This window comes from Methylobacterium sp. Leaf399, from assembly GCF_001424525.1.
In the GTDB taxonomy this organism is placed as follows: domain Bacteria; phylum Pseudomonadota; class Alphaproteobacteria; order Rhizobiales; family Beijerinckiaceae; genus Methylobacterium.
This window is the reverse complement of the sequence record NZ_LMQK01000006.1, coordinates 53,432-79,334: the sequence shown is the minus strand read 5'-3', so window position 1 is coordinate 79,334 and position 25,903 is coordinate 53,432. Positions and strand designations below refer to the sequence as shown.

The window sequence follows — 25,903 nt, the reverse complement described above, 5'->3', positions numbered from 1 at the left end:
CCATGGCATCCTTCTTCATCGACCGGCCGGTCTTCGCCTGGGTCGTCGCCCTGTTCATCTGCCTGGGCGGCGTGCTGGCCATCCCGATGCTGCCGATCGCGCAGTATCCGGTGATCGCGCCGCCCTCGATCGCCCTCTCCACCGCCTATCCCGGCGCCTCGGTGGAGAACCTCTATACCGGCACCACGCGTCTCATCGAGGACGAGCTCAACGGGGCCGCCAACATCCTGAGCTTCGAGAGCGCCAGCGACGCCTTCGGCGTCGTCGAGATCACGGCGCAGTTCAAGCCGGGGACCGATTCGAGCCTCGCCGGCGTCGAGGTGCAGAACCGCCTCAAGCGCATCGAGGCGCGCCTGCCCGCGGAGGTGCGCCAGCAGGGCACCCTGGTGGAGGAGGCCTCGGCCGCAACCCTCAACATCATCACCCTGATCTCGCCCGACAAGTCGATGGACGAGATCGCGCTGGGCGACTTCCTCATCCGCAACGTCATCAACGAGATCCGCCGCATCCCCGGCGTCGGCCGCGCTACGCTCTATTCCACCGAGCGGTCTTTGCGCATCTGGGTCGATTCCGACAAGCTGCGCGGCCTCTCGCTCAACGCCTCGGACGTCTCCAAGGCCATCACCAACCAGAACGTCCAGATCGCCTCGGGCGCGGTCGGCGCGCAGCCGAGCCCGTCCACCAACCCGGTCAACTTCCCCATCATCGTCAAGGGCCAGATGACGGCGCCCGAGGAGTTCGGTGCCATCGTGCTGCGCGCCAACCCGGACGGCTCCACCGTGCGCCTGCGCGACATCGCCCGGATCGAGCTCGGCGGCGAGGACTACAAGTTCACCACCCGCCTCGACGGCGGCCCGGCCGCGGGCATCTCGGTGACGCTCGCCCCGGACGGTAACGCCCTCGAGACCGCCAAGGGCATCCGCGCCAAGATGGAGGAACTGTCGCAGTTCTTCCCCTCCAACGTGAAGTGGGACATCCCCTACGACATCACGCCCGCCGTCAACGCCTCGATCCACAAGGTGCTGATGACGCTGATCGAGGCGGTGGTCCTCGTGTTCGTGGTGATGTTCATCTTCCTGCAGAACATCCGCTACACCCTGATCCCGACCATCGTCGTGCCCATCGCGCTGATGGGCACCTGCACCGTCATGCTGCTCGCCGGCTTCTCGGTGAACGTCCTGACCATGTTCGGCATGGTGCTGGCCATCGGCATCCTCGTCGACGACGCCATCGTCGTGGTCGAGAACGTCGAGCGCATCATGAACGAGGAGGGGCTGCCGCCCAAGGAAGCCACCCGCAAGGCCATGGACCAGATCACCGGGGCCATCATCGGCATCACCCTGGTGCTGGTGGCGGTGTTCATCCCGATGGCGTTCTTCCCCGGCTCGGTGGGCATCATCTACCGGCAGTTCTCCATCGCGATGGTGACCTCGATCGCCTTCTCGGCGCTCCTGGCCCTGACCCTGACGCCCGCGCTCTGCGCCACCCTGCTCAAGCCCATCGAGAAGGGCCACGGCCATTCCAAGGGCGGCGTCTTCGGCTGGTTCAACCGCGTCGTCGACCGCGAGACCGCCCGCTACGGACGCGGCGTCTCGGCCTTCATCGCCCGCTCCGGGCGGGTGATGGTGATCTACCTGATCCTGGTCGCCGGCCTCGCCTACGCCTTCGTGCGCCTGCCCGAAGGCTTCCTGCCGGTGGAGGACCAGGGCTTCTTCACGGTGGACATCCAGACGCCGCCGGGCTCGTCCTTCAACCGCACGGAAGCGGCGGTGAAGAAGGTCGAGGAGCATCTCCTGGCCCAGCCGGGCGTGGCGAGCGTGACCATCGTGAACGGCTTCTCGTTCTCGGGACAAGGCCAGGTCACGTCCCAGGCCTTCGTCACCCTCAAGCCCTGGGGCGAGCGCGACGCGGCCAATTCCGCCGCCAACCTCGTGGAGGGGACCAACAAGGCGCTGTCCGGCTACAAGGACGCGATCATCCAGGCGCTGGAGCCGCCGCCGATCGACAACCTCGGCAACGCCTCGGGCTTCAGCTTCCGCCTGCAGGACCGGGCGCAGAAGGGCTACTCGGCCCTGATGGCGGCGCAGGAGCAACTGCTCTCGCTCGCCAAGAAGAGCCCGATCCTCACCAAGGTCTACGTCGAGGGCCTGCCGCCGGCCCCCCAGGCCGAACTCGTGATCGACCGCGAGAAGGCCGCTGCGCTCGGCGTCGACTTCGAGGAGATCAACAACACGATCCAGGTCAATCTCGGTTCGGTCTACACCAACGACTTCCCGAACCGGGGCAAGATGCAGCGCGTCATCGTGCAGGCCGAGGACAGCCAGCGCCTGAAGGCGGCCGACATCCTGAACTACGGCGTCAAGAACGCGCAGGGCACCATGGTGCCGATGTCGTCCTTCGCCGACCTGAAGTGGAGCGTCGGCCCGGCCCAGATCATCGGGTTCAACGGCTACCAGTCGGTGCGCATCACCGGCGAGCCTAAGCCCGGCTACACCTCGGGCGATGCCATCGCCGAGATGGAGCGCCTGATGGAGCAGCTGCCCAAGGGCTTCGGCTACACCTGGACCGGGCAATCGCTCCAGGAGAAGGAGGCCGGCAGCCAGGCGTCGCTGCTCCTGGCCCTCTCGATCCTGATCGTGTTCCTGTGCCTGGCCGCCCTCTACGAGAGCTGGTCGATCCCGTTCTCGGTGCTGCTCGTCATCCCGCTGGGCGTCGTCGGCTCGGTGGCGGCGGTGTACCTGCGCGGCCTGCCCAACGACGTCTATTTCAAGATCGGGCTCATCACGATCATCGGCCTCTCGGCCAAGAACGCGATCCTGATCGTGGAATTCGCCAAGGACCTCTGGAAGCCGGGCAAGTCCCTGGTCGACGCCACGGTGGAGGCGGCGACCCTGCGCTTCCGCCCGATCGTGATGACCTCGCTGGCCTTCATCTTCGGCGTGGTGCCTCTGGCCATCGCGTCCGGTGCGGCTTCGAAGAGCCAGCAGGCGATCGGCACCGGCGTGCTCGGCGGCATGATCTCGGCGACGGTATTGGCCGTGATGTTCGTGCCGGTGTTCTTCGTCGTCGTGATGCGGCTGTTCCGCGTCAAGCCGCGCGGCGCCGAGGAAACGGAGGCGGAGGCGAGGCCTTCGGCTCACCCCGCACCGGCGGAGTAGTACCAAAAGACCCTCCCCCATTGCGGGGGAGGGTTAGCCCACGAAGTGGGTCGGAAGAGCGGGGCACAGGCCCCTGTCCCGAAAGGTCGTCGCGGTTTCCCTCACTTGCCCGGTATCCGTTGGGCAATCTCCCTCCACGGAGGGAGGGGGGTGATACGGTTTCCGCTTGGATCAAGCGTGAACCGTATCACCGAGTCCGCGCGGCGCCTGAGCGAAGCCCATTTCCGCATCACGAAGTGATCAGCCGGAAATGGTATCAGATGTCGCGCACGACCATCATCTTCTTGATCTCGGCGATGGCCTTGGCCGGGTTCAGTCCCTTCGGGCAGGCGTTGGCGCAGTTCATGATCGTGTGGCAGCGGTAGAGCCGGAACGGATCGTGCAGCGCGTCGAGCCGCTCGCCGGTGTTCTCGTCGCGGCTGTCGATCAGCCAGCGGTAGGCCTGCAGCAGGGCGGCGGGGCCGAGGAAGCGGTCGCCGTTCCACCAGTAGCTCGGGCAGGAGGTGGTGCAGCAGGCGCACAGGATGCACTCGTAGAGCCCGTCGAGCTGCGCCCGGTCCTCGGGTGTCTGCTTCCACTCGCCCTCTGGGGCGGGGGTCTCGGTCTGGAGCCAGGGCTCGATCGATGCGTGCTGGGCGAAGAAGTTGGTCAGGTCCGGCACCAGGTCCTTCAGCACCGGCATGTGCGGCAGCGGGTAGATCCGCACCGCGCCGGTCTTCTTTGCCCCAGGATTTTTGCCCTTCGCGTGCTCCTGGCACTCGTCGATGCCCATGGTGCAGGCGAGGGCGTTCTGGCCCTCGATGTTCATGGCGCAGGAGCCGCAGATGCCCTCGCGGCAGGAGCGCCGGAACACCAGGGTCGAATCGACCTTCGCCTTGATCCACAGGAGGGCGTCGAGCACCATCGGCCCGCAATCGTCGCGGTCGACCTGATAGGTATCGACACGCGGGTTGGCGCCGTCGTCCGGGTTCCAGCGGTAGATCCGGAACTCCTGCAGGTTGTTGGCGCCGACCGGCCGGGGCCAGGTCTTGCCTTCGGTGAGCTTGGAATTCTTGGGGAGGGCGAATTCGGCCATGGTGTGGCGTGCCTATTTCCGTCTCGAAAGATTCATCACTGGAAACAAGTCAAAGACCGTTTCCTCAATACACCCGCGCCTTCGGCTCGATGTACTGGATCTCGTTCGACATCGTATAGGTATGGACCGGCCGGTAATCGATGCTGACCTGCTTCGAGGTGTCGTTCATCCAGGCCAGGGTGTGCTTCATCCATTCCTTGTCGTCGCGGTCGGGGAAGTCCTCGCGGGCATGCGCCCCGCGGCTCTCCGTGCGGTTGGCAGCCGATTCCATCGTCACCACCGCCTGGCCGATCAGGTTGTCGAATTCCAGGCTCTCCAGGAGGTCGGTGTTCCAGATCAGGGAGCGGTCCTCGATGCGGATGTCGGCCGTGCCGGCGGCGACCTTGTGGATCAGGGCCTTGCCCTCCTCCAGCACTTCGCCGGTGCGGAAGACGGCGCAGTTGTTCTGCATGGTCTTCTGCATCTCGGCGCGCAGTTCGGCGGTGGGGGTGCCGCCGTCGGCGTAGCGGAAGCGGTCGAGACGCGAGAGCGCCTTGTCGGCCGAGTCCTTCGGCAGATCCATCTGGCGGCGGCCCGGCTCGACGATCTCGGCGCAGCGCAGGCCCGCCGCGCGGCCGAACACCACGAGGTCGATGAGGGAGTTCGAGCCCAGCCGGTTGGCGCCGTGGACGGAGACGCAGGCCGCTTCGCCGAGCGCCATCAGGCCCGGCACCACCGTGTCGGGGTTGCCGTTCTTCAGGGTCAGCACCTCGCCGTGATAGTTCGTGGGGATGCCGCCCATGTTGTAGTGCACCGTCGGCAGCACCGGGATCGGCTCCTTGGTGACGTCGACGCCGGCGAAGATCTTGGCGGATTCCGAGATGCCCGGCAGACGCTGGTGCAGGATCGCCGGGTCGAGGTGGTCGAGGTGCAGGTAGATGTGGTCGTTACCCTTGCCGACGCCGCGACCGGCGCGGATCTCCATGGTCATCGAGCGCGAGACCACGTCGCGGGAGGCGAGGTCCTTGGCCGATGGCGCGTAGCGCTCCATGAAGCGCTCGCCCTCGGAATTGGTCAGGTAGCCGCCTTCGCCGCGCGCGCCCTCGGTGATGAGGCAGCCAGCACCGTAGATGCCGGTGGGGTGGAACTGCACGAACTCCATGTCCTGCAGCGGCAGGCCGGCGCGCAGGACCATGGCGTTGCCGTCGCCGGTACAGGTGTGGGCGGAGGTGGCCGAGAAATACGAGCGGCCGTAGCCGCCGGTGGCCAGGATCGTCTGCTGGGCCCGGAAACGGTGGATCTCGCCGGTGGCCTGGTCGATGGCGACGACCCCGAGGCAGCGCCCGTCCTCGTCCATGATCAGGTCGAGGGCGAAGTACTCGATGAAGAAGTTGGTGTTGTTCTTCACCGCCTGCCCATAGAGGGTGTGGAGCATGGCGTGGCCGGTGCGGTCGGCCGCGGCACAGGTGCGTTGCGCCGTGCCCTTGCCGTACTCGGTGGTCATGCCGCCGAAGGGGCGCTGGTAGATCTTGCCCTCTTCCGTTCGGGAGAAGGGCACGCCCCAGTGCTCAAGTTCGTAGACGGCGGCCGGCGCGTTGCGGACGAGGTATTCGATGGCGTCCTGGTCGCCGAGCCAGTCCGACCCCTTCACGGTGTCGTACATGTGCCAGCGCCAGTCGTCCGGCCCCATGTTGCCGAGCGAGGCCGAAATCCCCCCCTGCGCCGCCACCGTGTGCGAACGGGTGGGGAATACCTTGGTGATGCAGGCGGTGCGCAGGCCCGCTTGGCTGCAGCCCACCGTGGCGCGCAGGCCCGCGCCGCCGGCGCCGACGATCACCACGTCGAAGGTGTGGTCGATGATGGTGTAGGCCGAAGCCCCGTTGCCGTTGGTGGCCATGAGCGAGATCCCTCGGGTTCGGTTGCGGTCAGACGAGGCGCGCCAGGCTCACGCGCAGGATCGCGTAGAGACAGGCGGCGGCCACGGCGACGGTGTAGGCGGTGTTGGCGAACAGGGCCGCGAACTTGAGGCCCTTGTCCTGGACGTAATCCTCGATGACGACCTGCATTCCGATCCTCATGTGGAGCGCCACCGAGATCACGGCGAGGATCAGGACCAGCGCAACGAGGGGGTGCGACACCAGGGCGACGGCCTCCGGGTAGGGCCGCCCCGCCATCATCGCGATGACGACGACGAAGGCGATCATCAGCGGTACGTTGGCGGCGGCGGTGACGCGCTGCTGCCACCAGTGCCCGGCCCCGTGGCCGGACGCGCCCAGGCCCTTCACCCGGGAGCGGGCGGTGCGCAGGGAGGGAGAGGTCTTTGCCATGGTGCGGCTCCTCAGCGGATCAGGAGGGCGAGCGCCCAGATCAGGACGGTCAGGATCACGGAGGCGATGAGGGTGCCGCGGGCCAGCGCCATGCGCTTGTCGCGGTCGAAGCCCTGCCCGACGTCCCACACGAAGTGGCGCAGCCCCCCCAGCATGTGGTGCAGGAGCACCCAGGTGTAGGCGAACAGCACGAGCCGCCCCAGGATGGAGCCGAAGAACCACGCCACCCAGCCGTAGGCGGCGGGGCCCGCGGCAAGGGCCACGAGCCAGATCGCCACGAGGGCGGTACCGCCGTAGAGGGCGGTGCCGGTGATGCGGTGGAACACCGACATCGCCATGGTCCAGGTCCAGCGGTAGATCTGGAGGTGGGGCGAGAGCGGCGCTGTGACCGTGGGGCGAGGGCTGGAAGGCATCGGGCTTATCGTCCTCGATCGAAGATGGGCGCCGTCTCGGTGGGCGATGGGTCGGCGGGCGCGGTCTCGGAAGCTTTCCCAGTCTCGGAAGCTTTCCCAGTCTTGGAAACTCTCCAAGGAGTATCGCTTCGGGCTCTCCGCGCAAGACGTCCATGCGGCGATGCGAAACAGATTTGCTGCATTGCAACCTGCGTCGCGGTCGCCTCCGCGCCAGGACGGCCGTTCATGACAGACGCCCCAGCGTCTGCCACCAGAGGTAGTCCAGGGGTGCGACGACGACGAGGGAGATCGCCCCCAGCAGCGCGGTGATGCGGGTGGCGTCCTTCAGGGTCTGCCCGCCGAGATGCATCGCAAGGATGATCGGCGGGGCCTGGTAGGGCAGGAACAGGCTCGAGTAGCCGATCACCTGGATCATCACGACGTCGTCGAGGGCCAATCCGCTGGCCCGGCTCATCTCCCCGGCGAGGGCCGTGTAGAGGGCCGGCGCGCCGTTGGCGGTGACGACGAGGGCCAGCAGCGCCGCGATGCCGGTGAGGACGCCGAAGTTCTGAAGGGTCTCCCCGGGATGGAGCGGCGCCAGATCGAGGAGGGCATGGCCGAGGCGGGCGCCGAGGCCGGTCTGGTCGACGGTGGCCACCAGCCCAAGCAGCGCCGCCACGTAGAAACAGGTGCGCAGGTTGACCGCGCCGAAGGCCTCCGGCCCGAGCACGCCGATGCGCGGCATCAGGCAAACCACCGCGGCGGCGAGCCCGATCCAGGCCGGGGCGATATGGTGCAGGCTGTCCGTCACCCACAGGGCCAGGGTGAGGCCGAGCACGACGCCGAGGCGGCGCTCGGCCGGGCTGAATGGCGTGTGCGGCAGGGCCTCCGCCCCCGCGGCGAGGGGTGCGAGCCTGTCGGGGAACAGCCACAGCGTTGCCAGAACGAGGAGTGCGCCCTTGGCCAGCGCCAGCACCGGCCCGTGCAGCACCAGGTACGGCAGGTAGGCGATGTGCAGCCCGTATTGCGCCTCGGCGGTCCCCGACATCACGAGGTTCGGGACGTTGGCGGGCAGCACTGCCGCCGACAGGATCGGTGTCGCCAGGCCCACCGCCATCACCGCGCCGGTCCGGCCCGGTCGGCCGGGGCGGAGGCCGAACCGGTCGCACAGCACCAGCACCACCGGGACGAGGAGGGCGATGCGGCCGAGGTTCGACGGCATCACGAAGGACAGCGCCAGGGACAGGGCGACGAGGCCGGCGATGAAGCCGGGATAGGAGCCCGACAGCCGTCCGGCCAGCGCCCGCGCCAGGCGCTCGCCGAGGCCGGTGCGCGTCATCGCCAGCCCCACCACCATCCCGCCCAGCACGAGCCAGAAGGCCGAGGAGGCGAAGCCCGAGAAGACGGTCGCCGTCGGCGCCAGCCGCAGCAGCATGGCGACGGCGAAGAACAGCAGGGCCGTCACGATCTCGGCCACGAGGCCGCTCGCCCACAGGCCCATGCACAGGACGAGCAGAAGCCCGGTCGCGACGACCGTTGCCTGTTCGCTCAGGAATCCTGCTGCCTGCATGCCGCGATCGTCGCCTCGACCGCGTCATCCATCGGCGGCCGGGGCGGAGCTTGCGCGCAGTTTCGAATCGTTCGCAATACGAGAGTGCCGCTCCGATCCTTCGCCGGACGCGAAGGAAGGCGGTCCGTCAGAACCGGACCGGGTCGAGCTCGAAGGTCGGCGGCATCGCCTCGAACCACTCGCCGTAATACGGATCGCGGGGCAGGACCGGCCGCCAGCGTTCGTGGAAGCGGGCGAGTTCTCCCGGATCGACGGTGCGGGCCCGGTTGCGGCTCTCGTAGTGGTAGAGGCAGGCCTGGGCGCAATAGACGATGCGCCGGCCGCCTTCCCATATCCTGAGACACAGGTCGATGTCGTTGTAGTTGACGGCGTAACGCTCGTCGAAGCCGCCCTGGCGCTCGAACTCGGCCCGGTCCACCATCATGCAGGCGCCGGTGACGGCGAGGTAGTTTCGGTTGCCGACGGTGCTGAAGAAGTGGCCCGGATCGTCGCCAGGATAGCCGCGCCGGATATGGTCGGGCCCGGCATGGAGCACCGAGACGCCGGCATGCTGGATCTGGCCGGTCTCGAACAGCAGCTTGGCGCCCACCGCCCCGACGCCGTCGATCTGCAGGACCGAGAGCATTGCCTCGATCCAGTCGGGGGTGATCACCGCCATGTCGTCGTTGAGGAAGACCAGCACCTCGCCCGTGGCGGCCCGGGCCCCGAGGTTCATCTTGGCGGCGACGTTGAAGCCCGGCTCGCCGTAGGTGACCGTGCGGACCCGGTGGCCGGCCAGGGCCTCGATCGTCTGCGGCCGCAGGTCGCCGTTGTCGACGGCGACGATCTCGATGGCGCCGTAGGTGCTGAGGCTGCGGATGCTCTCGACGCAGGCGGCCGCGAGATCGACGCTGCGCCCGCCGATCACGCTGTCGCGCCCGGCCGTGGGGATGACGATGGAGACCAGCGGCGTGCCGCGAACCTTGCGGCGCAGCTCGAAGCAACCCTTGTAGGCACCGGGGCGCACGAAATCGAGTTCGCCGGTGCGCCGGGCCCGGTCCTCGAGGCCGCGGACGGCAGCGTCGATCACGTAGTCCTTGTTGTCCATGTGCTGGGCGGTGGAGCCGGGGATCGCGCGCCAGTGATAGAGCACCTTCGGCACGTGGCGGACGTTGCGCACGTGCTCGGTGTAGCGCAGCACGAAGTCGTAGTCCTGGGCGCCGTTGCAGGCCTCGCGGAAGCCGCCGACCTTGCGGACGATGTCCATCCGGTAGAGGGCGAGATGGGCGGTGTACATGCAGGCCTCGAGGGCCTCGGGCGACCAGTCCGGCTTGAAGAACGGCTCGTAGCGCACGCCTTCGATCGAGACCTTGTCCTCGTCCGAATAGATGAAGTCGACGCTGTCGTCCTCGTCGAGAACGCGCGCGAACTCGTAGAGGGCGTTGTCGGGGATGGCGTCGTCGTGGTCCATCAAGGTCAGGTAGTCGCCGGTGGCGAGCGCCATGGCGTCGTTCGTCGCCGCCGAGATGCGGCCGTTGCTGGTGCGCCGGTGCAGCTTGATCCGCGGATCGCCGGCGACGAAGGCCTCCAGCATCGGCCGGATGTGGGGCGCCGACGAATGGTCGTCGCACAGGCACAGTTCCCAGTTCTCGTAGGCCTGCGCCTTCACCGAGGCCACGGCGGCCTCCAGCCAGACCCTGGGCGTGTCGTAGACCGGCATGACGATGGAGATCAGCGGCCGCCGGGCGAACTGCGCGATCCCGACGCGCATGGCGGCCGTTGTCGGCTTGTTGGGCGCCTCGATGAGGTCGATCCAGGCCTTGTAGGAGGGTGGCGCGGGTTTGGGCCGTGCGCTTCGGAAAAAGGTGCGCCAGACCCGGGCGGGCTTCGTCCGCGTGGCGTAGCGCAGGGCGACGGGGGCATAGCGACGCCATGCGCGCTCGGACTCCGGCAGGCCCGCGATCATCCGGCGGGCGATTTCCGACACGGCTGCGGGCAGGCTCAAGGACCTGATGCGCAGCCCCGACAGGACGAAGGCGCCCCGCGCGTTCATCGGGTCGAATCGCAGGCCCCTCACCCGGCGCGGCAGGCGAATCAGGTTGTCGATCCCCCCGTTCGACACCTCGAGGGCGATGCAGAGATCCTCGCGAAATCCGTTGCCGTCATCGACGTAGAGGACCGGATTGAGTTTCGACTTGTCGATCGTCGCGAGGTCGATGGCGGGATAGGGTGCGAGATCGGCCGGGGTCGGCAGCCGCAGGTCGCAGATCAGGCGGGTCCAGCCGCCGCGATGCCGCTTCTTGCCCGGGGGCGGCAACACCCAGAAATTGGGGTCCTGTCCCGTCGAGCGCCACAACCCGCTTACGCCCTCGACCAGGGGTTCCACGTGATGGGCCGGTTTGAGGCGGCTTTCGACCGTCACGACAGGGCGCTCACGCTTTGCGAGGAAAAGACTTGTCGAGGAGAAGACTTGCCGAAGGGAAACTCGCCGAGGAGAAACGTGTCGACGTGAAGACCTGCCGGCGGCACGACATACGGAACGTCGAACGCCCCGGGACGCATCGACCGAGCCCTCCCTACCGGATGCAGACGTCGGGCGATACACCCTCCGGGCGTTGGGTCTATCGGAAATAACGCAATAATAACATGTGCATACGTAGGGCGGACGCGACGTCTTGTATGGCTCGTCCGCACGACGGTCAACCCGGTTCGTGACGGGGTGTCGACCGGGACGGTCTTCGCCGCGGCGCAGCGCCTGACCGCGCGGGTCGTCGTTCCGATGCCCTACCGTTCGCCTTCGGTCGGGTCCGGCGCCGACGTCACGGCCTCCGCGAACGGGATTTCCAGGACGACCTCGCCCGCCGCGTCGGTGACGACGAGGACGGCCGCCAGGAGCCGGCGATCGTCCCGTCCCGCCTGGCGCAGGGCAGCCCGGGCCGTCTTCAGCGCCGTGTCCCAGGCCGCGTCGGCATCGCGCAGGACCGTGCCGTCCGGGTCGGCGATCACGTCGCCGTTAAGATGGGTGCTGAAGAAGTATCGGGGCATGGCGCCGTGTCCTCGACGACCGGGGGGATACCTCCGGCCGCTTCGTCTGTGGCAGAGGCGATGGGAAAAGCCAAAGCCCGAGGCGGTGACCCGATCCCGCAGGACCCGATCTCGCAGGACCGGATCGGGTTTGCCGGATCAGGTCTGGCCGCGCTTGAGCGAATAGAAGATGTGGCGGCCGATCACGTCCATCTTCTTCAACCGCCGCGACCAGCCGGGCTTGACGTAGTCGGCATGGTAGTGGGTCGCCCCGCCGACCTCGCTCAGGTAGGTGCGTCCCTCGATCACCGCCTTGGCGATGCGGCTGGCGCTCTGCCAGGATGGGCCGTCGGCGATGCGCAGGGACTTGCCCTCGCAGGCGAAGGAGAACTGGCAGCCCATGTAGCGGTGGCGGTTCTGATAGACGACGCCGCAGACGTTGGTCGGGTAGAGCCCGCTCTTGACCCGGTTGAGCACCACCTGGGCCACCGCCGCCTGGCCGGCCTCCGGCTCGCTGCGCGCTTCGAAGTACACGGCCTCGGCCAAGCACCTTTGCTCGCGGTCGAGGGCCTCGGGCACGATCAGGTCGGCGTAGCGGTGGCGGGCGTTGTCGGGCACCGTCGCCTCCGGTGCGGGCTGTTCCGGCTCGGGTGCGGGCATGCGGCTCGGGAAGGCGAGGGTCGCGGCGGCCACCTCGACGGGGGTCGCGTCGGCCGGTGCCGGGGTCGTGGAGGACAGGGCGACCGCGCGCGGCACCGCCGGGGTCGATCCGTCGGACGCGGCCGGCGCGGATGCGATCCCGTCTGTCTCCGGTTCGGGTGCGGTCAGGAAGCCGGGTTCCGACGTCTCCTCGGGGTTCCAGGTCGCGGCGCCGGGCGCCAGCAGGCCGGTCATCCGCCCCGACAGGCCGGGCCTCATGAGCGAGCGTCCGCTGTCGTGCATCGAGCGGGCGCTGCGTGCGAAGCTCGGCCCAGGCGCCACGGCGGCGTCGCCCTTGCCCGACCGCTGCGGCTGCGGAAAGACCATGGAATCCGCTCCCTCGTGTCGCTTCAGGTCCGGCCGGAGGGGCGCGGAGCCGAACGCGTCGGCCATCGCGTCATCGCTGTTGCCGATCAGGGCGGAGCCCGATGGAAGCGGCGGCACCAGCCGCACCGCGTGCTGCGGTATCAGGCTCGACCCGAGCGAGGTGTCGGTCCCCGCCGAGGCGGTGAAGGACACCAGGAGGCCGAGCCCCGTGATCCACGGCGTCACCGCCGCCGCCATCAATCCGCGCCTGCAGGCCCGCCGTCCTCGCTGCGTACTCACGCTCGACCAACCTGAACCAAGGACCACCGGTGGCCGTGCCCTTTCGGGGTGCGGCCACCGGATGATCGTCGCGGTTCATGGTTGAGGCGCGGTTAAGAGGGTCGCCCGGCTCGGGTGCCGTCGTGGCACGGTCTGCGAGCGAGATCCGAGCGTCAGATTGCGCCGGGACGTCCGTGCGTGGCGACGATGGCGGACAGGAGGCCCTTCACGCCACCCTCCTGCGTGGTCGCGATCCGCTCGGAATCCGCGTTGCTCTGGGTCGCGACGGCGAACACCAGCACCAGCACCGTTCCGGCCATGCTCACGGTGCCGAGCACCCAGAGGTAGGCCTGCTGCAGGGAGCGCGGAAGCGGGACGGGAGGCTGGTCGAGAAAAATGTCGGTGGGACGGGTGTCGTTCATGGCCGGCGTTCCCGCGGATAATGCCGCCCGGCAGGTCGAGATCGACCCTGCGCGTCGGAGTGGCACTAGCACCCAACGTGCCGACTCGTCGTCGGTTCTCTCGCAGAACGAAATTTTTGGTGAACGATTCCTCATCGTCCGGCGAGGCCCCTCCGAGGGGCACCGGCAACGGGGCGTCCCGCGCCTTCGCCGCCCGTCATCGCAGGGATCGTGGCAGGGATCGCGGCAAGGATCGTGGCAAGGATCGTGGCAGGCATCGTGATGTCCGGCCGGACATCGGCGTCGCCACCTTTTTCATCGCGATGACGTTCCGCGAGGCAGCCCTCGCCCGGCGAGACGCCCGCGCCGTGGCGCGGTCGATGTCTCCCGGACGCCTCGGCGCCACGGGAGACGGCTCCGATGGGGCTCAGGTCTTGCGCGCCGCCAGGGCCGCCTGGGCGGCGGCCAGGCGGGCGATCGGCACCCGATAGGGCGAACACGACACGTAATCGAGCCCGACCTCCTGGCAGAAGCCGATCGAGGCCGGATCGCCGCCGTGCTCGCCGCAAATGCCGAGCTTCAGGTCCGGTCGCACCGCCCGGCCCCGCTCGACGCCGATGCGCACGAGTTCGCCCACGCCCTCCTGGTCGATGGAGATGAACGGGTCGGCCGTGAGGATGCCGCGCTGGGTATAAGGCCCGAGGAAGCTCGACGCGTCGTCGCGCGAGATGCCGAGTGCGGTCTGCGTCAGGTCGTTGGTGCCGAAGGAGAAGAACTCGGCCGTCTGGGCGATGTCGCCCGCCCGCAGGGCGGCGCGGGGCAGTTCGATCATCGTGCCGACCTGGTAGACGACCTCGCTTCCGGTCTCGGACGACACCGCCTTCGCCATGGCGTCGATGCTCGCCTTGACGAGGTCGAACTCCATCTTGGTGAAGACCAGCGGCACCATGATCTCCGAGGTCACCGGTGCGCCGGTCTCCTTGGCGGCCTGGACGGCGGCCTCGAAGATGGCACGCGCCTGCATCTCCGCGATCTCGGGGAAGGCGATGGCGAGGCGGCAGCCGCGGAAGCCCAGCATCGGGTTGAACTCGTGCAGTTCGGTCATCCGCCGGCGCAACTTCTCTTCCGAGACGCCGGTGCTCCGGGCGACGTCCTGCACCTCCTCGTCGGTGTGGGGCAGGAACTCATGCAGCGGCGGGTCGAGCAGCCGGATCGTCACGGGCAGGCCGGACATGATCGTGAACAGCTCGGCGAAGTCCTGGCGCTGGTAAGGCAGGAGCTTGGCCAGGGCCGCGCGGCGCCCCTGCGTGTCGTCGGCCAGGATCATCTCGCGCACCGCCACGATGCGGTCGCCCTCGAAGAACATGTGCTCCGTGCGGCACAGGCCGATCCCCTCCGCGCCGAAGTTGCGGGCGGTGCGGGCGTCGGTGGGGGTGTCGGCGTTGGCGCGGATCTTCATGGTGCGGACCTTGTCGGCCCAGCCCATCAGGGTGGCGAACTCGCCCGAGAGCGATGGCTCCAGCATCGCCACTTCGCCGAGCAGCACCTGGCCGGTCGACCCGTCGATGGTGATGCGGTCACCGGCCTTGAGGGTGGTGCCGGCCACCGACAGAGTGCCGGCCTTGTAGTCCACCCGGATGGTGCCGCAGCCCGAGACGCAGGGCTTGCCCATGCCGCGGGCCACCACCGCCGCGTGGCTGGTCATGCCGCCGCGGGTGGTGAGGATGCCCTCGGAGGCATGCATGCCGTGGATGTCCTCCGGCGAGGTCTCGACGCGCACGAGGATGCACTTGCGCTCGGCCTTGCGGGCGGCCTCGGCATCCTCGGAATTGAACACGATCTCGCCGGTGGCCGCACCCGGCGAGGCGGGCAGGCCCGAGGCGATCACCTTGCGCTCGGCCTTGGGGTCGATGGTCGGGTGGAGGAGCTGGTCGAGGGCCGCCGGCTCGATCCGGCCGATCGCCTCCTCCTGGGTGATCAGGCCTTCCGCCGCGAGGTCGACGGCGATGCGCAGCGCGGCCTTGGCGGTGCGCTTGCCGTTGCGGGTCTGGAGCATCCAGAGCTTTCCGCTCTCGATGGTGAACTCCATGTCCTGCATGTCGCGGTAGTGGGTCTCCAGGAGGCCGTAGATCCGCACCAGTTCGGCGTAGGACTCGGGCATCGCCCGTTCCATCGACGGCTTCTCGCTCTTCGCCTCGAGGCGCGCCTTCTCGGTGATGTCCTGCGGTGTGCGGATGCCCGCCACCACGTCCTCGCCTTGGGCGTTGATCAGGAACTCGCCGTAGAGGGCGCGCTCGCCGGTGGAGGGGTTGCGGGTGAAGGCGACGCCGGTGGCGGAAGTGTCGCCCATGTTGCCGAACACCATGGCCTGGACGTTCACCGCCGTGCCCCAGCTCGCGGGGATGGCGTTCAGCTCGCGGTACTTCTTGGCGCGCGGAATCATCCAGGAATCGAACACGGCGCCGATGGCGCCCCAGAGCTGGTCTTCCGCGCCCTGCGGGAAGTCCGAGCCGTGCTCGTCGCGTACGATCTTCTTGTAGGTGCCGACCAGGGTCTTCCAGTCGTCGGCACCGAGCTCGGTGTCGAGGCTGACGCCCTTGGTGTCCTTGTAGTGCTCCAGCGCCTCCTCGAAGGCATGGTGCTCCACGCCGAGCACGACATTGGAATACATGGTGATGAAGCGGCGGTAGGAATCGTAGGCGAAGCGCGGGTCGCCCGCGCCCTTGGCCAGGGCCTCCACGGTGACGTCGTTGAGCCCGAGGTTGAGCACCGTGTCCATCATGCCGGGCATGGAGGCGCGGGCACCCGAGCGCACCGAGACCAGGAGCGGGTTCTCGGGGTCGCCGAAGCCGCGCCCGGTCAGCGCGCCGACCGCGTCGAGGGCGGCCTGGACCTCGGCCTTCAGCTCGGCCGGGTACTGCTGAGCGTGGTCGTAGTAGTAGGTGCAGACTTCCGTCGTGATCGTGAAGCCGGGAGGGACCGGCAGGCCGAGATTGGACATCTCGGCGAGGTTGGCACCCTTGCCTCCGAGCAGGTTGCGCATCGACGACTGGCCTTCGGCCTTGCCGTCGCCGAAGGAATACACCCACTTCGCCATTGATCGCCCATCCGCTTGCAGGAAGTCCGCCTTCAGGAGGCCGGGCGCGGGTTCGAGCGGTGGCTCGGAGCCCGCGGCGGTTGCTCCGTCGACGCGTTCGACCATGTCATGCCGCAACGCACGATGAACAGCCGGCCCGTCGAGGGACCCCGTGACGATCTTCACAGAATGTCATCGGTCTTCGCAGCAGCCTGCCGCAGACCTCACCCGCTCAGGATAGCGCGCGAAACACCCCGAGGCCAATCAGGCCGACGAGGATGAGATAGATCGCGACGATGAAATTCAGGAGCCGGGGCACGATCAGGATCAGCACGCCGGCGAGGAGGGCGATGATCGGCTGAAGGTTGGCGATGGTGACGGTCATGGGGCCGGGCTCCGGATGAGGCGCGAACGGTGAGACCCGAATCTGTCGCCGGGCGTGACGGGAATGGCAACGGCCGAGGTCGAACGCGTCCCCCGGAAATCCGAGGGGCGGGGAATTCGAGGGGCGGGGAATTCGAGGGGCGGGGAACATGGGTCTCGGGGGACCGGTTCTCGGGTCAGGCAGGCGCCTTTCGATCGCAAAGGCCTTCCCGCGACCGCGCCATCGCCCGCGACACAATCGAGGACACCCATCATGGCCGCCAAGGAAAAGACCCTCGCCGACGCCTTCTACGAGACCCTGAAGGACGTCTATTACGCCGAGCGCCAATCGGTGAAGGCGCTCAAGAAGTCGGCCAAGGCCGCCGAATCCGCCGACCTGCGCCAGGCCTTCGAGACCCACGCCGAGGAAAGCGCGACTCAGGTCGAGCGCCTGCAGCAGGTGTTCGAGATGATCGGCAAGTCGGCGCGGGCCAAGACCTGCGAGGCGATGCAGGGCCTCACCGCCGAGATGGAGGAGGACCTGGAGGATTTCGCCGGCAGCCCCGCCGCCGACGCGGTGCTCGTGGGCTGCGCCCAGGCCGTGGAGCATTACGAGATCGCCCGCTACGGCACCCTCAAGACCTGGGCGACGCAGCTCGGCTACAAGGATGCCGCCAAGCTCCTCGACCAGACCCTGCAGGAGGAGAAGCGCACCGACGAGCTCCTCACCAAGATCGCGTTGACGATCAACGTCGAGGGCACCGCCGCCGCGGCCTGATCGTCGGTATCGGTCATCCAGGGGGCGGGCGGCCGACGAGGCGGCCCGCCCTTTTTCCGTACGGAGGGCGGTCCTCAGACCCGATACTTGCCGTTGCGCTTGACCAGCACGGTGGCGCCCACCGGCACCCGCTCGTAGAGGTCGACGATGTCCTCGTTGAGCATGCGCACGCAGCCCGACGACAGCTGCTCGCCGATGCTCCAAGGCTCGTTGGTGCCGTGGATGCGGAACAGGATGTCGCGTCCGTTCTGGTGGAGGTAGAGGGCGCGGGCGCCGAGCGGATTGTCGACGCCGCCCTTGAGGGTGCGCGGCAGGTCCGGGTTGAGGGAGACCATGGTGGTGGTCGGCCGCCAATCGGGCCAAACGCCCTTGCGCCCGACGGTGGCCTGCCCCTTCCACGAGAACCCGAGCTTGCCGACCCCGACGCCGTACTGGCGCGCGGTGCCGTCCTCCTGGACGAGGGCGAGCTGCCGGGCGTCGATGTCGACCACGATGGTGCCCGGGCGCTCCGGTCCCTTGTAGCTCACGATCTGGCGGCGATACTTCGGATCGAGCCGGCCGGTGTCCACCAGGGGGACGTCGTAGGGCTTGTCCGGCATCGTGCCGGTGTACCAGGCCGCCTCGTCGGTCTGGGCCACCGTCATGGGCCCGCGCGCGTTGCAGGCGGCCAGCGGCGCGAAGGCGACGAGGGCGATGAGGATCCGGCGTGTCGTCATGGGCTCGTCCGGCGGGTGTGAGATGTCTCTTGCCCCTGACTAGCCGCTCCCCTCCCCCGGCGATGTGACTTTTGCGCCTCAGGGCCGATGGCACGGGATGGCGAGAGCAAGGCTCGCCCCTGGGCGGCAACGGGGTTATGAGCGGGGACCGGGCGCCGCCGGACAGGGCGCCGCGAGGGCGAGCGATGGCCGACACGCAGACATACCCCGTCGAACAGGCCGGCGAGGCCCTGGCCGAACTCGGGCCGGCGATCCACCTCGACCATTGCGTCATCCACGTCACGGACTGGGAGGTGTCGACGGCGTTCTACCGCGACGTGCTCGGCGCCGAGGTGGTGCCGGCGGGGGCGAAGGTGGCCTTCCGCTTCGGCGGCGTGCAGCTCAACGTCCACGGCCCCGGCCAGCCGGGCTCGATCCTGGCCGAGAAGCCGGTGATGCCCGGCAACAGCGACCTGTGTTTCCGCTGGTCAGGTCCGATCGAGGGGGCGGTGGACCACCTCGCCCGGCACGGCGTCCCCGTCGAGCTCGGGCCGGTGGAGCGTCGCGGCGCCGCAGGCGTCGGCGTCAGCGTCTACTTTCGCGATCCCGACGGCTCCCTGATGGAGTTCATCACCTATCCGCCGGCCTGACCCGCCCGCCTTTCGATCACCGGCGGCTCTGGGCGAGCTGCTGGTTGGTCTGTTCCAGCCGAAGCGCCAGGTCGCGCATCACGGCGATGCTGATCTGCGGGAACTGCGCCAGCAGTTCGAGGAAGACCGCCCGGCTGATGCGCAGGGCCATGGTGGCGGTCTCCGCCGTGACGGTGGCCGAGCGCGGCTGGTCCGCCAGGATGCCCATCTCGCCGACCAGGGCGTTCGCCCCGAGCACCGCCAGGCGGAAGGGCCCCTGTGGTCCGTCGATGCTCACGGCCGCCGAGCCGTCGAGGATCAGATAGGCGGCGTCGGCCGCGTCGCCCTGGGCGAACAGGCGCTGGCCTGCGTCGAAATGCACCCGCTCGCTCGTGAAGGCGAGAAGCTTGAGCCGCGACGGCTCCACTTCGCGAAAGATCGGCACCTGGCGCAGGGACAGGACCTCGGTGTCCAGGGTCATGGGGTAGGCGCTCCGGTGGGCTGTTCGTCTGTGCAAGGGGATGGAGAGGCACGATCAGGCGCATCCATGCGGGTCGCCGGCCCCTTGTCCAGTCGCGACGCGACCGGCGCGGTCCGATCGGGCGTTTCCTAACCCCGTTTCGATCAGTCGGTCCGGCAAACGGCTTAGCTTGATCCGGGCCGGCGGCCGGGAAGATGTCGCGAAGTGCATCGGCCGATCGACGCCGGCTTTCTCAAGATCTGTGCTGCCTTCGGGGTCCGGTATGGTTCCGGGAAGCGCGGCCGGCTCTGGCGGGAGGAACCATCGATATCGGCGAAGGTTGTTCAGGCTGTGAGCGACATGCTGAGGAGGCACTGATGGCATCAGGAAATTCGACCTCGAAGCGAGGTTTCGCGTCGATGGATCTGGAGCGGCAGCGCGAGATCGCGAGCAAGGGCGGGCGCAGCGTCCCGGCCGAGAAGCGGTCTTTCTCGCAGGACCGTGAGTTGGCCTCGGCCGCCGGTCGCAAGGGCGGTCAGTCCACCGGCACCGGTCGTCCCGGCGACGAGTAACCGTTCCGGCGAACGGCGCAGCCCCATCGGGCGACGCCGTTCGCCAGTCGAGATGCGGAATGAAAAAGCCTCCATCCCACTTGGGACGGAGGCTTTTTTCGATGCTCGGTTTCACGGTAGGAACCGCGGCTCAGCAGGAACCGGAATGTCCGTCAAGCGATGCAGCGGCCAGGCACCATGCGGCGGGCCTCGGGGCCGGCCAACGAACTGATCGCACCCTCGCACCCTTCCTTCATGAGCCGCCGCGGCGGCTTGGAGGAGGCTTTGTCGGTTCCAGTCCGATTCGCGGCGGGCGCGACGGATCGCCGGCCCTCCGACCGCACCACCGCCGCGACCTTGACGGTCGCTGGGGCACCGATCGTACCGGCGTCGCCGATGGCGACCCGATTGGTCTTCAGCGAAGCGGCTTGCGCCCGATCGACGCCATCGCGGATCAGAGGCTGCGCGAAGAGCGCGAGGACGGCGGCCGGCCCGGCCAGCAGGAGTAGCGCACCAGACCGTAGCATCGTCGCAGCCTCCAAAAACCTGCAGGGGCAACTTGACAGGATGTCGGTGCAACACGCGCGCGGTTGTTCGGTTCCTCGATTGTGCCGTGATGGCGCAAAAACAGTATCCCGCCGGCGGGGGCGGGGTCAGACCTCGTTAACGGATCGTCGCCGGGATCGCGCGAATGTTGCGCAAAAACACCGCCCTTCGAAAAAGCGACGGGGAGGAACCGCCTCGGCACAGGTTCGTTATTCGAGCACCCCGGCCGCCTGGTCCTCAACCGCATTCCCCTTGTGCATTGGCCGGAAACTCATCCACGGGCCGGCTTCCGCCGGCCCGTTTTTTTGTGCGTGATCGTGCGTCTTCCGGCGCATGAACGAGAAAAGGCCCCGGTCTCTGGACCGGGGCCTTTTCTCGTCGCGGCGGTCGCTCGACGGCGTCGCTCAGCCGGCCTTGACGTCGCGGCGGCGGGCGCTCTGCTGGAAGAACAGGGCTTGGCTGATCACCGCGGAGACGTTGGCAGGCTGGAACGGCTTGGCGATGAGGAAGGCCGGCTCGGGACGCTCGCCGGTCAGGAAGCGCTCCGGGTAGGCGGTGATGAAGATCACCGGCACCTCGAAGGTCTTGAGCAGGTCGTTGACCGCATCGAGGCCGGAGCTGCCGTCGGCGAGCTGGATGTCGGCCAGGATCAGGCCGGGGCGAGTCCCCTCGGACGCGATCTTGATCGCCTCCGTGCGGGTGCGCGCCACGCCGATGACGTTGTGGCCGAGGCCTTCCACCAGCGCCTCGAGGTCCATGGCGATGAGGGGCTCGTCCTCGATGATGAGGATGTCCGTGGCCATGTCGGCGGCGAGTTCACGCCCGGCCTCGTCGACGAGGTCGCGGACCTGCGCCACGTCCACGTCGAGAATGATCGCGGCATCCTCTTCCGAGAAGCCTTCGAGGCAGGAGAGGAGGAAGGCCTGGCGCGGCAGCGGCGTGATCTGGCCGAGTCGGACCTCCGCCGGAAGGTCGTGCTGCACCTGGTCGCTCTGCCCGTTCACCGACAGGGAATTCCAGATGCGCGTAAAGACGCGGAACAGGTCGGCCTTGACGTTGGCGCTGCGTCCCAGAGTCTCCGGTTCGTTCACCAGCGTTTCCAGCGTCGCGGCCACATAGGCGTCGCCGGCCACCTGACTGCCCGTCAAGGCCCGCGCGTAGCGGCGCAGGTACGGCAGATGCTGCACCACGAGTTGGGCTGTCGACATTAGATCCCCTTGAGACGTTCGTTCTTCCGGCCGAGGCAGTGCTCTCGCCTGCCTCTTACCGGACAGCTTCTCCCAGGGCCGCACCTTTTTGACGAGGCGCGACCTTTTTGCATGGCCCCTACATGATGCCATGTCCCCAGCGTCGCAAGTGATGCCCGGCGGGAACCCTTTCGGTCGCGGTCTCAACGCCGACGTCGATGGTCCCGTTCCAGCCGGCGGAACCCATCGCGAGCGGCTGCGTTGCAGCTGCAGTCTCGGTATGGGTCAAGCGCTTCGTCCAGCCACAAAAACGGCGTCGCCCATCCGTCGGCTCTCAAGGGGTTCGACTGCATGAACGAGGACGGGAAGGCCGACGGGCCTGGCGGTAGAGACGTGCGTAAGGAATCCGGTCGCGATTCCACAGCTCCGGGACAACTCAGCGATCACACTCAGAGACGGATCGGCCTTCACCTTCGCACGATGTACGACGCGGTCGTCCAGCAACCGGTCCCCGATCGTTTTCGCGATCTCATCGCCAAGCTCGAAGCCGGTGAGACCGGCGCGGATGGCGGCATCTGAAGCCAAAGCGGAGTTCGGATTCCAGGAAAGTTCGAATCGACGTTCTTCGGTTCGCGCGCAGACTGCGGCCTGACCCGAGAACGGTTTGCTCGTTGCGAAGCACCTGTCTTGCCGTGGTGCCGTGATCGCTACGCAGAACGGATTTCAGTCATCGTCAGAGGCCTCAAGGGCCCTGTGATACGGTTCCCGGCCGATTCCAGCGGGAGCCGTATCCGTCACGAGTTTCGCCATGTCATCCGGGCTCATCCGGGCGGTGAGGTGCTCACCGCCCGGATGCTTTCGGCGTCAGAGGCTCGATGAACGACCGCGCAGAAGGCCCATCACCGCCGAGATGGCGAACAGGACGATGGCCACGAAGAAAACGAGCTTGGCCGCCTCCATGGCGGTGCCTGCGATGCCGCCGAAGCCGAGCAGGGCGGCGACGAGTGCGACGACGAGAAACGTAACGGCCCAACCCAGCATCGGAGTCATCCTTCAAAGATGGAACGGGTGCAGCAGGCGCTGCGACCTCTTGACATCCATAACGTCAGGTCCCGATGGCGGTTCCTGGTTGCGGCCGTGCTTTCGTCACGTTTTCGCCACGCGGGGATTGCGGCATTGCGGGATCGACGACACACTGGCCCCGTGCGGCGCATCGCCCTTCAGGTCTGCCGTTTGGAGGTGGACGCACCACATGAGCAATCACGGAGCCGGAACCGAGATACCGGCGTCGCGTTCGTCACCAGCACCTGCACTGTGGATGATGCCATGACACAGCCCTCGACCCGTCCGTCCGAGACCGGCCTCGGACGCCTCATCAAGGCTTTGGATTCGGCCTCCGAGGCCCTCGTGAAGGGCCTCGACCGGATGCTGGGCGGCGCCGTGGCGACGCCGCAGCCCATTCCCGTCCGGGTGTCGCGCGGGCGTCGCATCCGTTAGGCTGCCGCGGTCCGGATGCCCCGGCCGGGCGAAAAGGGGCGACGGTGAGCGCCACTGGCTCGCTCGACTGATGTCGATGACGGAACGCTCGGCTCGGATGGTATCCGGGCCGAAGTGCTGTTCGAGGGGTCGAAATGACCCTGGGCGGCGTGGCGCGATCGGGCGCCCGTGAATCAGGCGCCCATGAAGGTGTCGAACAGGAGCTTCAGGTTGAGGGTCACGATCAGGCCCGCGATCGACCAGGACAGTCCCTTGAGCCAGCCCGGGATGACGAGGGCGCCCATCTTGCTCCGATCGGACACGAACCGCACCAGGGGGATCACCGCGAACGGCAGCTGCATCGAGAGCACCACCTGGCTCAGCACGAGCAGCCGCGCGGTGCCCTGCTCGCCATAGAGGGCGGTGACGACCACCACCGGGACGATGGCGATGCCGCGGGTGATGAGCCGGCGCGCCCAATCGGGAATGCGGAGCCGCAGGAAGCCTTCCATCACGATCTGGCCGGCGAGGGTCGCCGTCACCGTCGAGTTGAGGCCCGAGGCCAGCAGCGCCAACGCGAACAGGGTCGAGGCGATCCCGACCCCGAGCAGCGGCGAGAGCAGCTCGTAGGCCTGCTCGATCTCCTCGACGTTAATGCGGCCGTTGGCATGGAACACCGAGGCCGCCATGATCAGGATCGCGGCGTTGACGAACAGCGCCAGCATCAGGGCGATGGTCGAATCGGTCACCGCGAAACGCAGCGCCCCGCGCCGCCCCTCCTCGGTGCGCGGATAGGCGCGCGTCTGGACGATGGAGGAGTGGAGGTAGAGGTTGTGGGGCATCACGGTGGCCCCGACGATGCCGATGGCGATGTAGAGGGCGGCGGGGTTGGTGACGATCTCGGCCGAGGGCAGGAACCCGGCCAGGAGGTCCTTCATCACCGGCGCCGCCATCGCGATCTGGATGGCGAAGCATACGAAGATCACGACGAGCAGCGCGATCACGAAGGCTTCGAGGGCGCGAAAGCCCCGGCGCAGCAGCAGCAGGACCAGGAAGACGTCGAGGGCGGTGATGACCGCGCCCAGCACCAGGGGAATGCCGAACAAGAGCTTCAAGGCGATGGCGGTGCCGATCACCTCCGCGAGATCGCAGGCGATGATCGCCGCCTCGCACAGGAGCCAGAGCACGAAAGCGACGGGGCGCGAATAATGGTCGCGGCAGGCCTGCGCGAGGTCGCGTCCGGTGGCGATGCCGAGGCGGGCGGCCAGCGCCTGCAGCACGATCGCCATCAGGTTCGAGAGCAGGATGACGAACAGCAGCGTGTAGCCGAACTGCGAGCCGCCGGCGATGTCGGTGGCCCAGTTGCCGGGGTCCATGTAGCCCACCGAGATCATGTAGCCGGGGCCCATGAAGCCGAGCAGGCGTCGCAGCCACGAGCCCGTGGCCAGGACCGGCACGCTGCCGTTCAGCGCGCCCAGGCTCGGTACGGCCTCCGTCCCACGGTCGAATTGCCAGGCCTTGTCCCGGTCCGCGCGGTCCGTCATGCCGAAGGTCTTCCAAAGAAAGCGGGTCGGACGTGCCCCGGGCGCGCCGTGGCGGTTCATAGCATGGGCTATAATCAAGGCAAGCGGCTAAGTCTGTCGCCGCCGGCGCTCCGGAAAGGCACGATTCGCGCCCTTCCGCCGGAGCGGCGCCGGCCTGGGTCCACGAGGCGGCTCCCGCGCGCGGGATCGGCGGGGTGACGCTAACCCAACCACGTAACCACGTGACCTAACCAAGATTTCGCATCGCCGCGATTGTCCTCCCCCTCGGTTGTCCTGCCCCATTGCAAGAGGCGTTAAGCTCCCCTTAATCGTCTTCGAGATGCGCGGGATCGCGCGAGGCGTCGGCCCGGCCGGCACTCCGGAAGAGGAATATCCCGAGGATGGATTGGCAACGCTGGGCACCGTCGAAGACTGGCCGGCAGATGCTCGGGACGGCGACCGCCGGGCTGATCCTCGGTCTCGGCGGCATGACCGTCGCCACGAGCTTCGTGCAGGCGTCCGAGCGCGGCGGCATCGGCGCGTTCTTCGAGTCGTTGTTCGGCGTAGCCCCCGGCCCCGCCCCCGCACCGGTCCCCGTTGTGCGTCCGTCGCCCCGCCCGGGCCGGTATTCGTCGCTGCCCGACGCCCGTCGCGTCGGTGCCGCGGCCACACCGCGCTGGACGCCGCGCCCGGTGGCCGCAGCCCCGAGCCGGACACGGCCGCGTCCTCCACGCGCCGAGCGCGCCTCGGCCGCCCTCACGGCATCGGCCCTGGGCTCGCGCACCGTCTGCGTGCGGGCCTGCGACGGCTACCTGTTCCCGGTGGGCCGCCTGAGGGACAAGCGCGACCTGCCGGTCCACCAGGCCGCCTGCGCGGCCGCCTGCCCGAATGCGCCGACCGCCCTCTACACCCTCGGCGGCGGTGAGACGGAGCTCGACCGCGCCGTCAGCCTCACCGGGCAGCCCTATGCCAGGCTGGCCTCGGCCAACCTGTTCCGGGTGAAGCGGGTGGACCAGTGCTCCTGCCAGCCCGAGGGCGTGGCCGCCGCTCCCCTGCCCCTCGATCGCGACCTGACCCTCCGGGCCGGTGACGTGGTGGCGACGAACGCCAGCGCCCGTGTCGTCGTCAAGGCTCGCAGCGGCGGCTTCGAGGTGGTGGACTTCCGCCAGGCCAAGGGTCTGTCGCGCCGCGCCCGCCTGGAGATCGACGCCAAGGTCGACGTGATCCGCCGCGAGGCCGACGCGCGGGCCTTCCGCAAGACCCTGCGTACCGCCGAGCGCGGCGCCCGCGTCCAGCTCGCGCAGGTCGGCGGGTTCCAGCCCCTCGCTCCTCCGATCGAGGTGGAGCCGGCCTTCAGCGCGGTGCGCGTGGTGGTGCCCTCGCCGTTCAAGCCCTGAGGGCGAGACCCCTGCTGCCGACCGGGCGGCCTT

23 protein-coding genes are annotated in these 25,903 nt (G+C 68.2%); 7 read left to right on the top strand and 16 right to left on the bottom strand.

The window, feature by feature from the left end; genetic code table 11:
- Nucleotides 1-2 precede the first annotated feature (2 nt).
- Nucleotides 3-3,158, top strand: coding sequence for a multidrug efflux RND transporter permease subunit (locus ASG40_RS06795; RefSeq protein WP_055882811.1), 3,156 nt, complete (start codon nt 3-5; stop codon nt 3,156-3,158).
- 256 nt (nt 3,159-3,414) lie between these two features.
- Here the strand turns inward: ASG40_RS06795 and ASG40_RS06790 are convergent, their stop codons facing one another.
- The 11 genes from ASG40_RS06790 to ASG40_RS20335 form a co-directional block, all read right to left on the bottom strand.
- Complete coding sequence (locus ASG40_RS06790; RefSeq protein ID WP_055882809.1) at nt 3,415-4,233, bottom strand: succinate dehydrogenase iron-sulfur subunit; 819 nt, start codon at nt 4,231-4,233, stop codon at nt 3,415-3,417.
- Nucleotides 4,234-4,297: 64 nt separating this feature from the next.
- Nucleotides 4,298-6,109 carry a succinate dehydrogenase flavoprotein subunit gene (gene sdhA, locus ASG40_RS06785; RefSeq protein WP_055882807.1) on the bottom strand — a complete coding sequence of 604 codons (1,812 nt, stop codon included), beginning with the start codon at nt 6,107-6,109 and terminating at the stop codon, nt 4,298-4,300.
- A gap of 28 nt (nt 6,110-6,137) precedes the next feature.
- Nucleotides 6,138-6,539: a succinate dehydrogenase, hydrophobic membrane anchor protein gene (sdhD, locus tag ASG40_RS06780; RefSeq protein WP_055882804.1), complete on the bottom strand. Its 402-nt coding sequence runs from the start codon at nt 6,537-6,539 to the stop codon at nt 6,138-6,140.
- Between the two features lie 11 nt (nt 6,540-6,550).
- On the bottom strand, nt 6,551-6,952 hold the full coding sequence (gene sdhC, locus ASG40_RS06775) for a succinate dehydrogenase, cytochrome b556 subunit (protein WP_055882801.1): 402 nt from the start codon (nt 6,950-6,952) through the stop codon (nt 6,551-6,553).
- A gap of 223 nt (nt 6,953-7,175) precedes the next feature.
- A complete protein-coding gene (locus ASG40_RS06770) occupies nt 7,176-8,501 on the bottom strand; it encodes an SLC13 family permease (protein ID WP_055882799.1) in 1,326 nt (441 codons plus the stop codon).
- A gap of 127 nt (nt 8,502-8,628) precedes the next feature.
- Nucleotides 8,629-10,902 (bottom strand): glycosyltransferase family 2 protein, encoded by a 2,274-nt coding sequence (locus ASG40_RS06765; protein ID WP_055882797.1) that lies wholly within the window; start codon nt 10,900-10,902, stop codon nt 8,629-8,631.
- Nucleotides 10,903-11,264: 362 nt separating this feature from the next.
- Nucleotides 11,265-11,525 carry a DUF6894 family protein gene (locus ASG40_RS06760; RefSeq protein WP_055882794.1) on the bottom strand — a complete coding sequence of 87 codons (261 nt, stop codon included), beginning with the start codon at nt 11,523-11,525 and terminating at the stop codon, nt 11,265-11,267.
- A gap of 138 nt (nt 11,526-11,663) precedes the next feature.
- A complete protein-coding gene (locus ASG40_RS06755; RefSeq protein ID WP_055882846.1) occupies nt 11,664-12,743 on the bottom strand; it encodes a cell wall hydrolase in 1,080 nt (359 codons plus the stop codon).
- A gap of 218 nt (nt 12,744-12,961) precedes the next feature.
- Complete coding sequence (locus tag ASG40_RS06750; protein WP_055882792.1) at nt 12,962-13,210, bottom strand: hypothetical protein; 249 nt, start codon at nt 13,208-13,210, stop codon at nt 12,962-12,964.
- Nucleotides 13,211-13,616: 406 nt separating this feature from the next.
- Nucleotides 13,617-16,286 carry a pyruvate, phosphate dikinase gene (gene ppdK / locus ASG40_RS06745; RefSeq protein WP_055882844.1) on the bottom strand — a complete coding sequence of 890 codons (2,670 nt, stop codon included), beginning with the start codon at nt 16,284-16,286 and terminating at the stop codon, nt 13,617-13,619.
- Nucleotides 16,287-16,497: 211 nt separating this feature from the next.
- A complete protein-coding gene (locus ASG40_RS20335) occupies nt 16,498-16,650 on the bottom strand; it encodes a DUF3096 domain-containing protein (RefSeq protein ID WP_082494334.1) in 153 nt (50 codons plus the stop codon).
- Between the two features lie 252 nt (nt 16,651-16,902).
- Between ASG40_RS20335 and ASG40_RS06740 the strand changes: the two genes are divergently transcribed.
- Entirely contained in the window at nt 16,903-17,406 is a 504-nt protein-coding gene (locus ASG40_RS06740; RefSeq protein WP_055882790.1) for a YciE/YciF ferroxidase family protein, read from the top strand.
- 74 nt (nt 17,407-17,480) lie between these two features.
- Here the strand turns inward: ASG40_RS06740 and ASG40_RS06735 are convergent, their stop codons facing one another.
- A complete protein-coding gene (locus tag ASG40_RS06735; protein ID WP_055882788.1) occupies nt 17,481-18,122 on the bottom strand; it encodes a L,D-transpeptidase in 642 nt (213 codons plus the stop codon).
- Between the two features lie 185 nt (nt 18,123-18,307).
- Here ASG40_RS06735 and ASG40_RS06730 point away from each other — a divergent pair, with 185 nt between their 5' ends.
- Complete coding sequence (locus tag ASG40_RS06730; protein ID WP_055882786.1) at nt 18,308-18,751, top strand: VOC family protein; 444 nt, start codon at nt 18,308-18,310, stop codon at nt 18,749-18,751.
- 16 nt (nt 18,752-18,767) lie between these two features.
- On the opposite strand, the gene ASG40_RS06725 is transcribed toward ASG40_RS06730, so the two are convergent.
- Nucleotides 18,768-19,211, bottom strand: coding sequence for a cyclic nucleotide-binding domain-containing protein (locus ASG40_RS06725; protein WP_055882784.1), 444 nt, complete (start codon nt 19,209-19,211; stop codon nt 18,768-18,770).
- A gap of 356 nt (nt 19,212-19,567) precedes the next feature.
- Between ASG40_RS06725 and ASG40_RS06720 the strand changes: the two genes are divergently transcribed.
- Nucleotides 19,568-19,762 (top strand): general stress protein, encoded by a 195-nt coding sequence (locus tag ASG40_RS06720; RefSeq protein ID WP_055882782.1) that lies wholly within the window; start codon nt 19,568-19,570, stop codon nt 19,760-19,762.
- 929 nt (nt 19,763-20,691) lie between these two features.
- Here the strand turns inward: ASG40_RS06720 and ASG40_RS06710 are convergent.
- Nucleotides 20,692-21,495, bottom strand: a complete 804-nt coding sequence (locus ASG40_RS06710; RefSeq protein WP_055882777.1) for a response regulator — start codon at nt 21,493-21,495, stop codon at nt 20,692-20,694.
- Nucleotides 21,496-21,825: 330 nt separating this feature from the next.
- Here ASG40_RS06710 and ASG40_RS06705 point away from each other — a divergent pair, with 330 nt between their 5' ends.
- Nucleotides 21,826-22,053, top strand: a complete 228-nt coding sequence (locus ASG40_RS06705) for a NepR family anti-sigma factor (protein ID WP_055882775.1) — start codon at nt 21,826-21,828, stop codon at nt 22,051-22,053.
- A gap of 285 nt (nt 22,054-22,338) precedes the next feature.
- Here the strand turns inward: ASG40_RS06705 and ASG40_RS20330 are convergent, their stop codons facing one another.
- Entirely contained in the window at nt 22,339-22,515 is a 177-nt protein-coding gene (locus ASG40_RS20330) for a DUF1328 domain-containing protein (protein WP_082494335.1), read from the bottom strand.
- A 285-nt stretch (nt 22,516-22,800) separates the two neighbouring features.
- Between ASG40_RS20330 and ASG40_RS21080 the strand changes: the two genes are divergently transcribed.
- Nucleotides 22,801-22,971 (top strand): hypothetical protein, encoded by a 171-nt coding sequence (locus ASG40_RS21080; RefSeq protein ID WP_156387603.1) that lies wholly within the window; start codon nt 22,801-22,803, stop codon nt 22,969-22,971.
- A 173-nt stretch (nt 22,972-23,144) separates the two neighbouring features.
- Here ASG40_RS21080 and ASG40_RS06700 read toward each other — a convergent pair whose 3' ends face one another.
- Nucleotides 23,145-24,494: an Nramp family divalent metal transporter gene (locus ASG40_RS06700; RefSeq protein ID WP_055882842.1), complete on the bottom strand. Its 1,350-nt coding sequence runs from the start codon at nt 24,492-24,494 to the stop codon at nt 23,145-23,147.
- Nucleotides 24,495-24,916: 422 nt separating this feature from the next.
- Between ASG40_RS06700 and ASG40_RS06695 the strand changes: the two genes are divergently transcribed.
- The gene (locus ASG40_RS06695) at nt 24,917-25,870 is read left to right on the top strand and encodes a DUF2865 domain-containing protein (protein ID WP_055882774.1); all 954 of its coding nucleotides are present in this window, start codon (nt 24,917-24,919) and stop codon (nt 25,868-25,870) included.
- Nucleotides 25,871-25,903 lie beyond the last annotated feature (33 nt).

What these genes read in the sequence shown, in the direction of transcription:
- ASG40_RS06795 (WP_055882811.1), top strand. Translation starts at nt 3, where the DNA reads ATGGCATCCTTCTTCATCGACCGGCCGGTCTTCGCCTGGGTCGTCGCC.
- ASG40_RS06790 (WP_055882809.1), bottom strand. Translation starts at nt 4,233, where the DNA reads ATGGCCGAATTCGCCCTCCCCAAGAATTCCAAGCTCACCGAAGGCAAG.
- sdhA (WP_055882807.1), bottom strand. Translation starts at nt 6,109, where the DNA reads ATGGCCACCAACGGCAACGGGGCTTCGGCCTACACCATCATCGACCAC.
- sdhD (WP_055882804.1), bottom strand. Translation starts at nt 6,539, where the DNA reads ATGGCAAAGACCTCTCCCTCCCTGCGCACCGCCCGCTCCCGGGTGAAG.
- sdhC (WP_055882801.1), bottom strand. Translation starts at nt 6,952, where the DNA reads ATGCCTTCCAGCCCTCGCCCCACGGTCACAGCGCCGCTCTCGCCCCAC.
- ASG40_RS06770 (WP_055882799.1), bottom strand. Translation starts at nt 8,501, where the DNA reads ATGCAGGCAGCAGGATTCCTGAGCGAACAGGCAACGGTCGTCGCGACC.
- ASG40_RS06760 (WP_055882794.1), bottom strand. Translation starts at nt 11,525, where the DNA reads ATGCCCCGATACTTCTTCAGCACCCATCTTAACGGCGACGTGATCGCC.
- ASG40_RS06750 (WP_055882792.1), bottom strand. Translation starts at nt 13,210, where the DNA reads ATGAACGACACCCGTCCCACCGACATTTTTCTCGACCAGCCTCCCGTC.
- ppdK (WP_055882844.1), bottom strand. Translation starts at nt 16,286, where the DNA reads ATGGCGAAGTGGGTGTATTCCTTCGGCGACGGCAAGGCCGAAGGCCAG.
- ASG40_RS20335 (WP_082494334.1), bottom strand. Translation starts at nt 16,650, where the DNA reads ATGACCGTCACCATCGCCAACCTTCAGCCGATCATCGCCCTCCTCGCC.
- ASG40_RS06740 (WP_055882790.1), top strand. Translation starts at nt 16,903, where the DNA reads ATGGCCGCCAAGGAAAAGACCCTCGCCGACGCCTTCTACGAGACCCTG.
- ASG40_RS06735 (WP_055882788.1), bottom strand. Translation starts at nt 18,122, where the DNA reads ATGACGACACGCCGGATCCTCATCGCCCTCGTCGCCTTCGCGCCGCTG.
- ASG40_RS06730 (WP_055882786.1), top strand. Translation starts at nt 18,308, where the DNA reads ATGGCCGACACGCAGACATACCCCGTCGAACAGGCCGGCGAGGCCCTG.
- ASG40_RS06725 (WP_055882784.1), bottom strand. Translation starts at nt 19,211, where the DNA reads ATGACCCTGGACACCGAGGTCCTGTCCCTGCGCCAGGTGCCGATCTTT.
- ASG40_RS06720 (WP_055882782.1), top strand. Translation starts at nt 19,568, where the DNA reads ATGGCATCAGGAAATTCGACCTCGAAGCGAGGTTTCGCGTCGATGGAT.
- ASG40_RS06710 (WP_055882777.1), bottom strand. Translation starts at nt 21,495, where the DNA reads ATGTCGACAGCCCAACTCGTGGTGCAGCATCTGCCGTACCTGCGCCGC.
- ASG40_RS06705 (WP_055882775.1), top strand. Translation starts at nt 21,826, where the DNA reads ATGAACGAGGACGGGAAGGCCGACGGGCCTGGCGGTAGAGACGTGCGT.
- ASG40_RS20330 (WP_082494335.1), bottom strand. Translation starts at nt 22,515, where the DNA reads ATGCTGGGTTGGGCCGTTACGTTTCTCGTCGTCGCACTCGTCGCCGCC.
- ASG40_RS21080 (WP_156387603.1), top strand. Translation starts at nt 22,801, where the DNA reads ATGACACAGCCCTCGACCCGTCCGTCCGAGACCGGCCTCGGACGCCTC.
- ASG40_RS06700 (WP_055882842.1), bottom strand. Translation starts at nt 24,494, where the DNA reads ATGACGGACCGCGCGGACCGGGACAAGGCCTGGCAATTCGACCGTGGG.
- ASG40_RS06695 (WP_055882774.1), top strand. Translation starts at nt 24,917, where the DNA reads ATGCTCGGGACGGCGACCGCCGGGCTGATCCTCGGTCTCGGCGGCATG.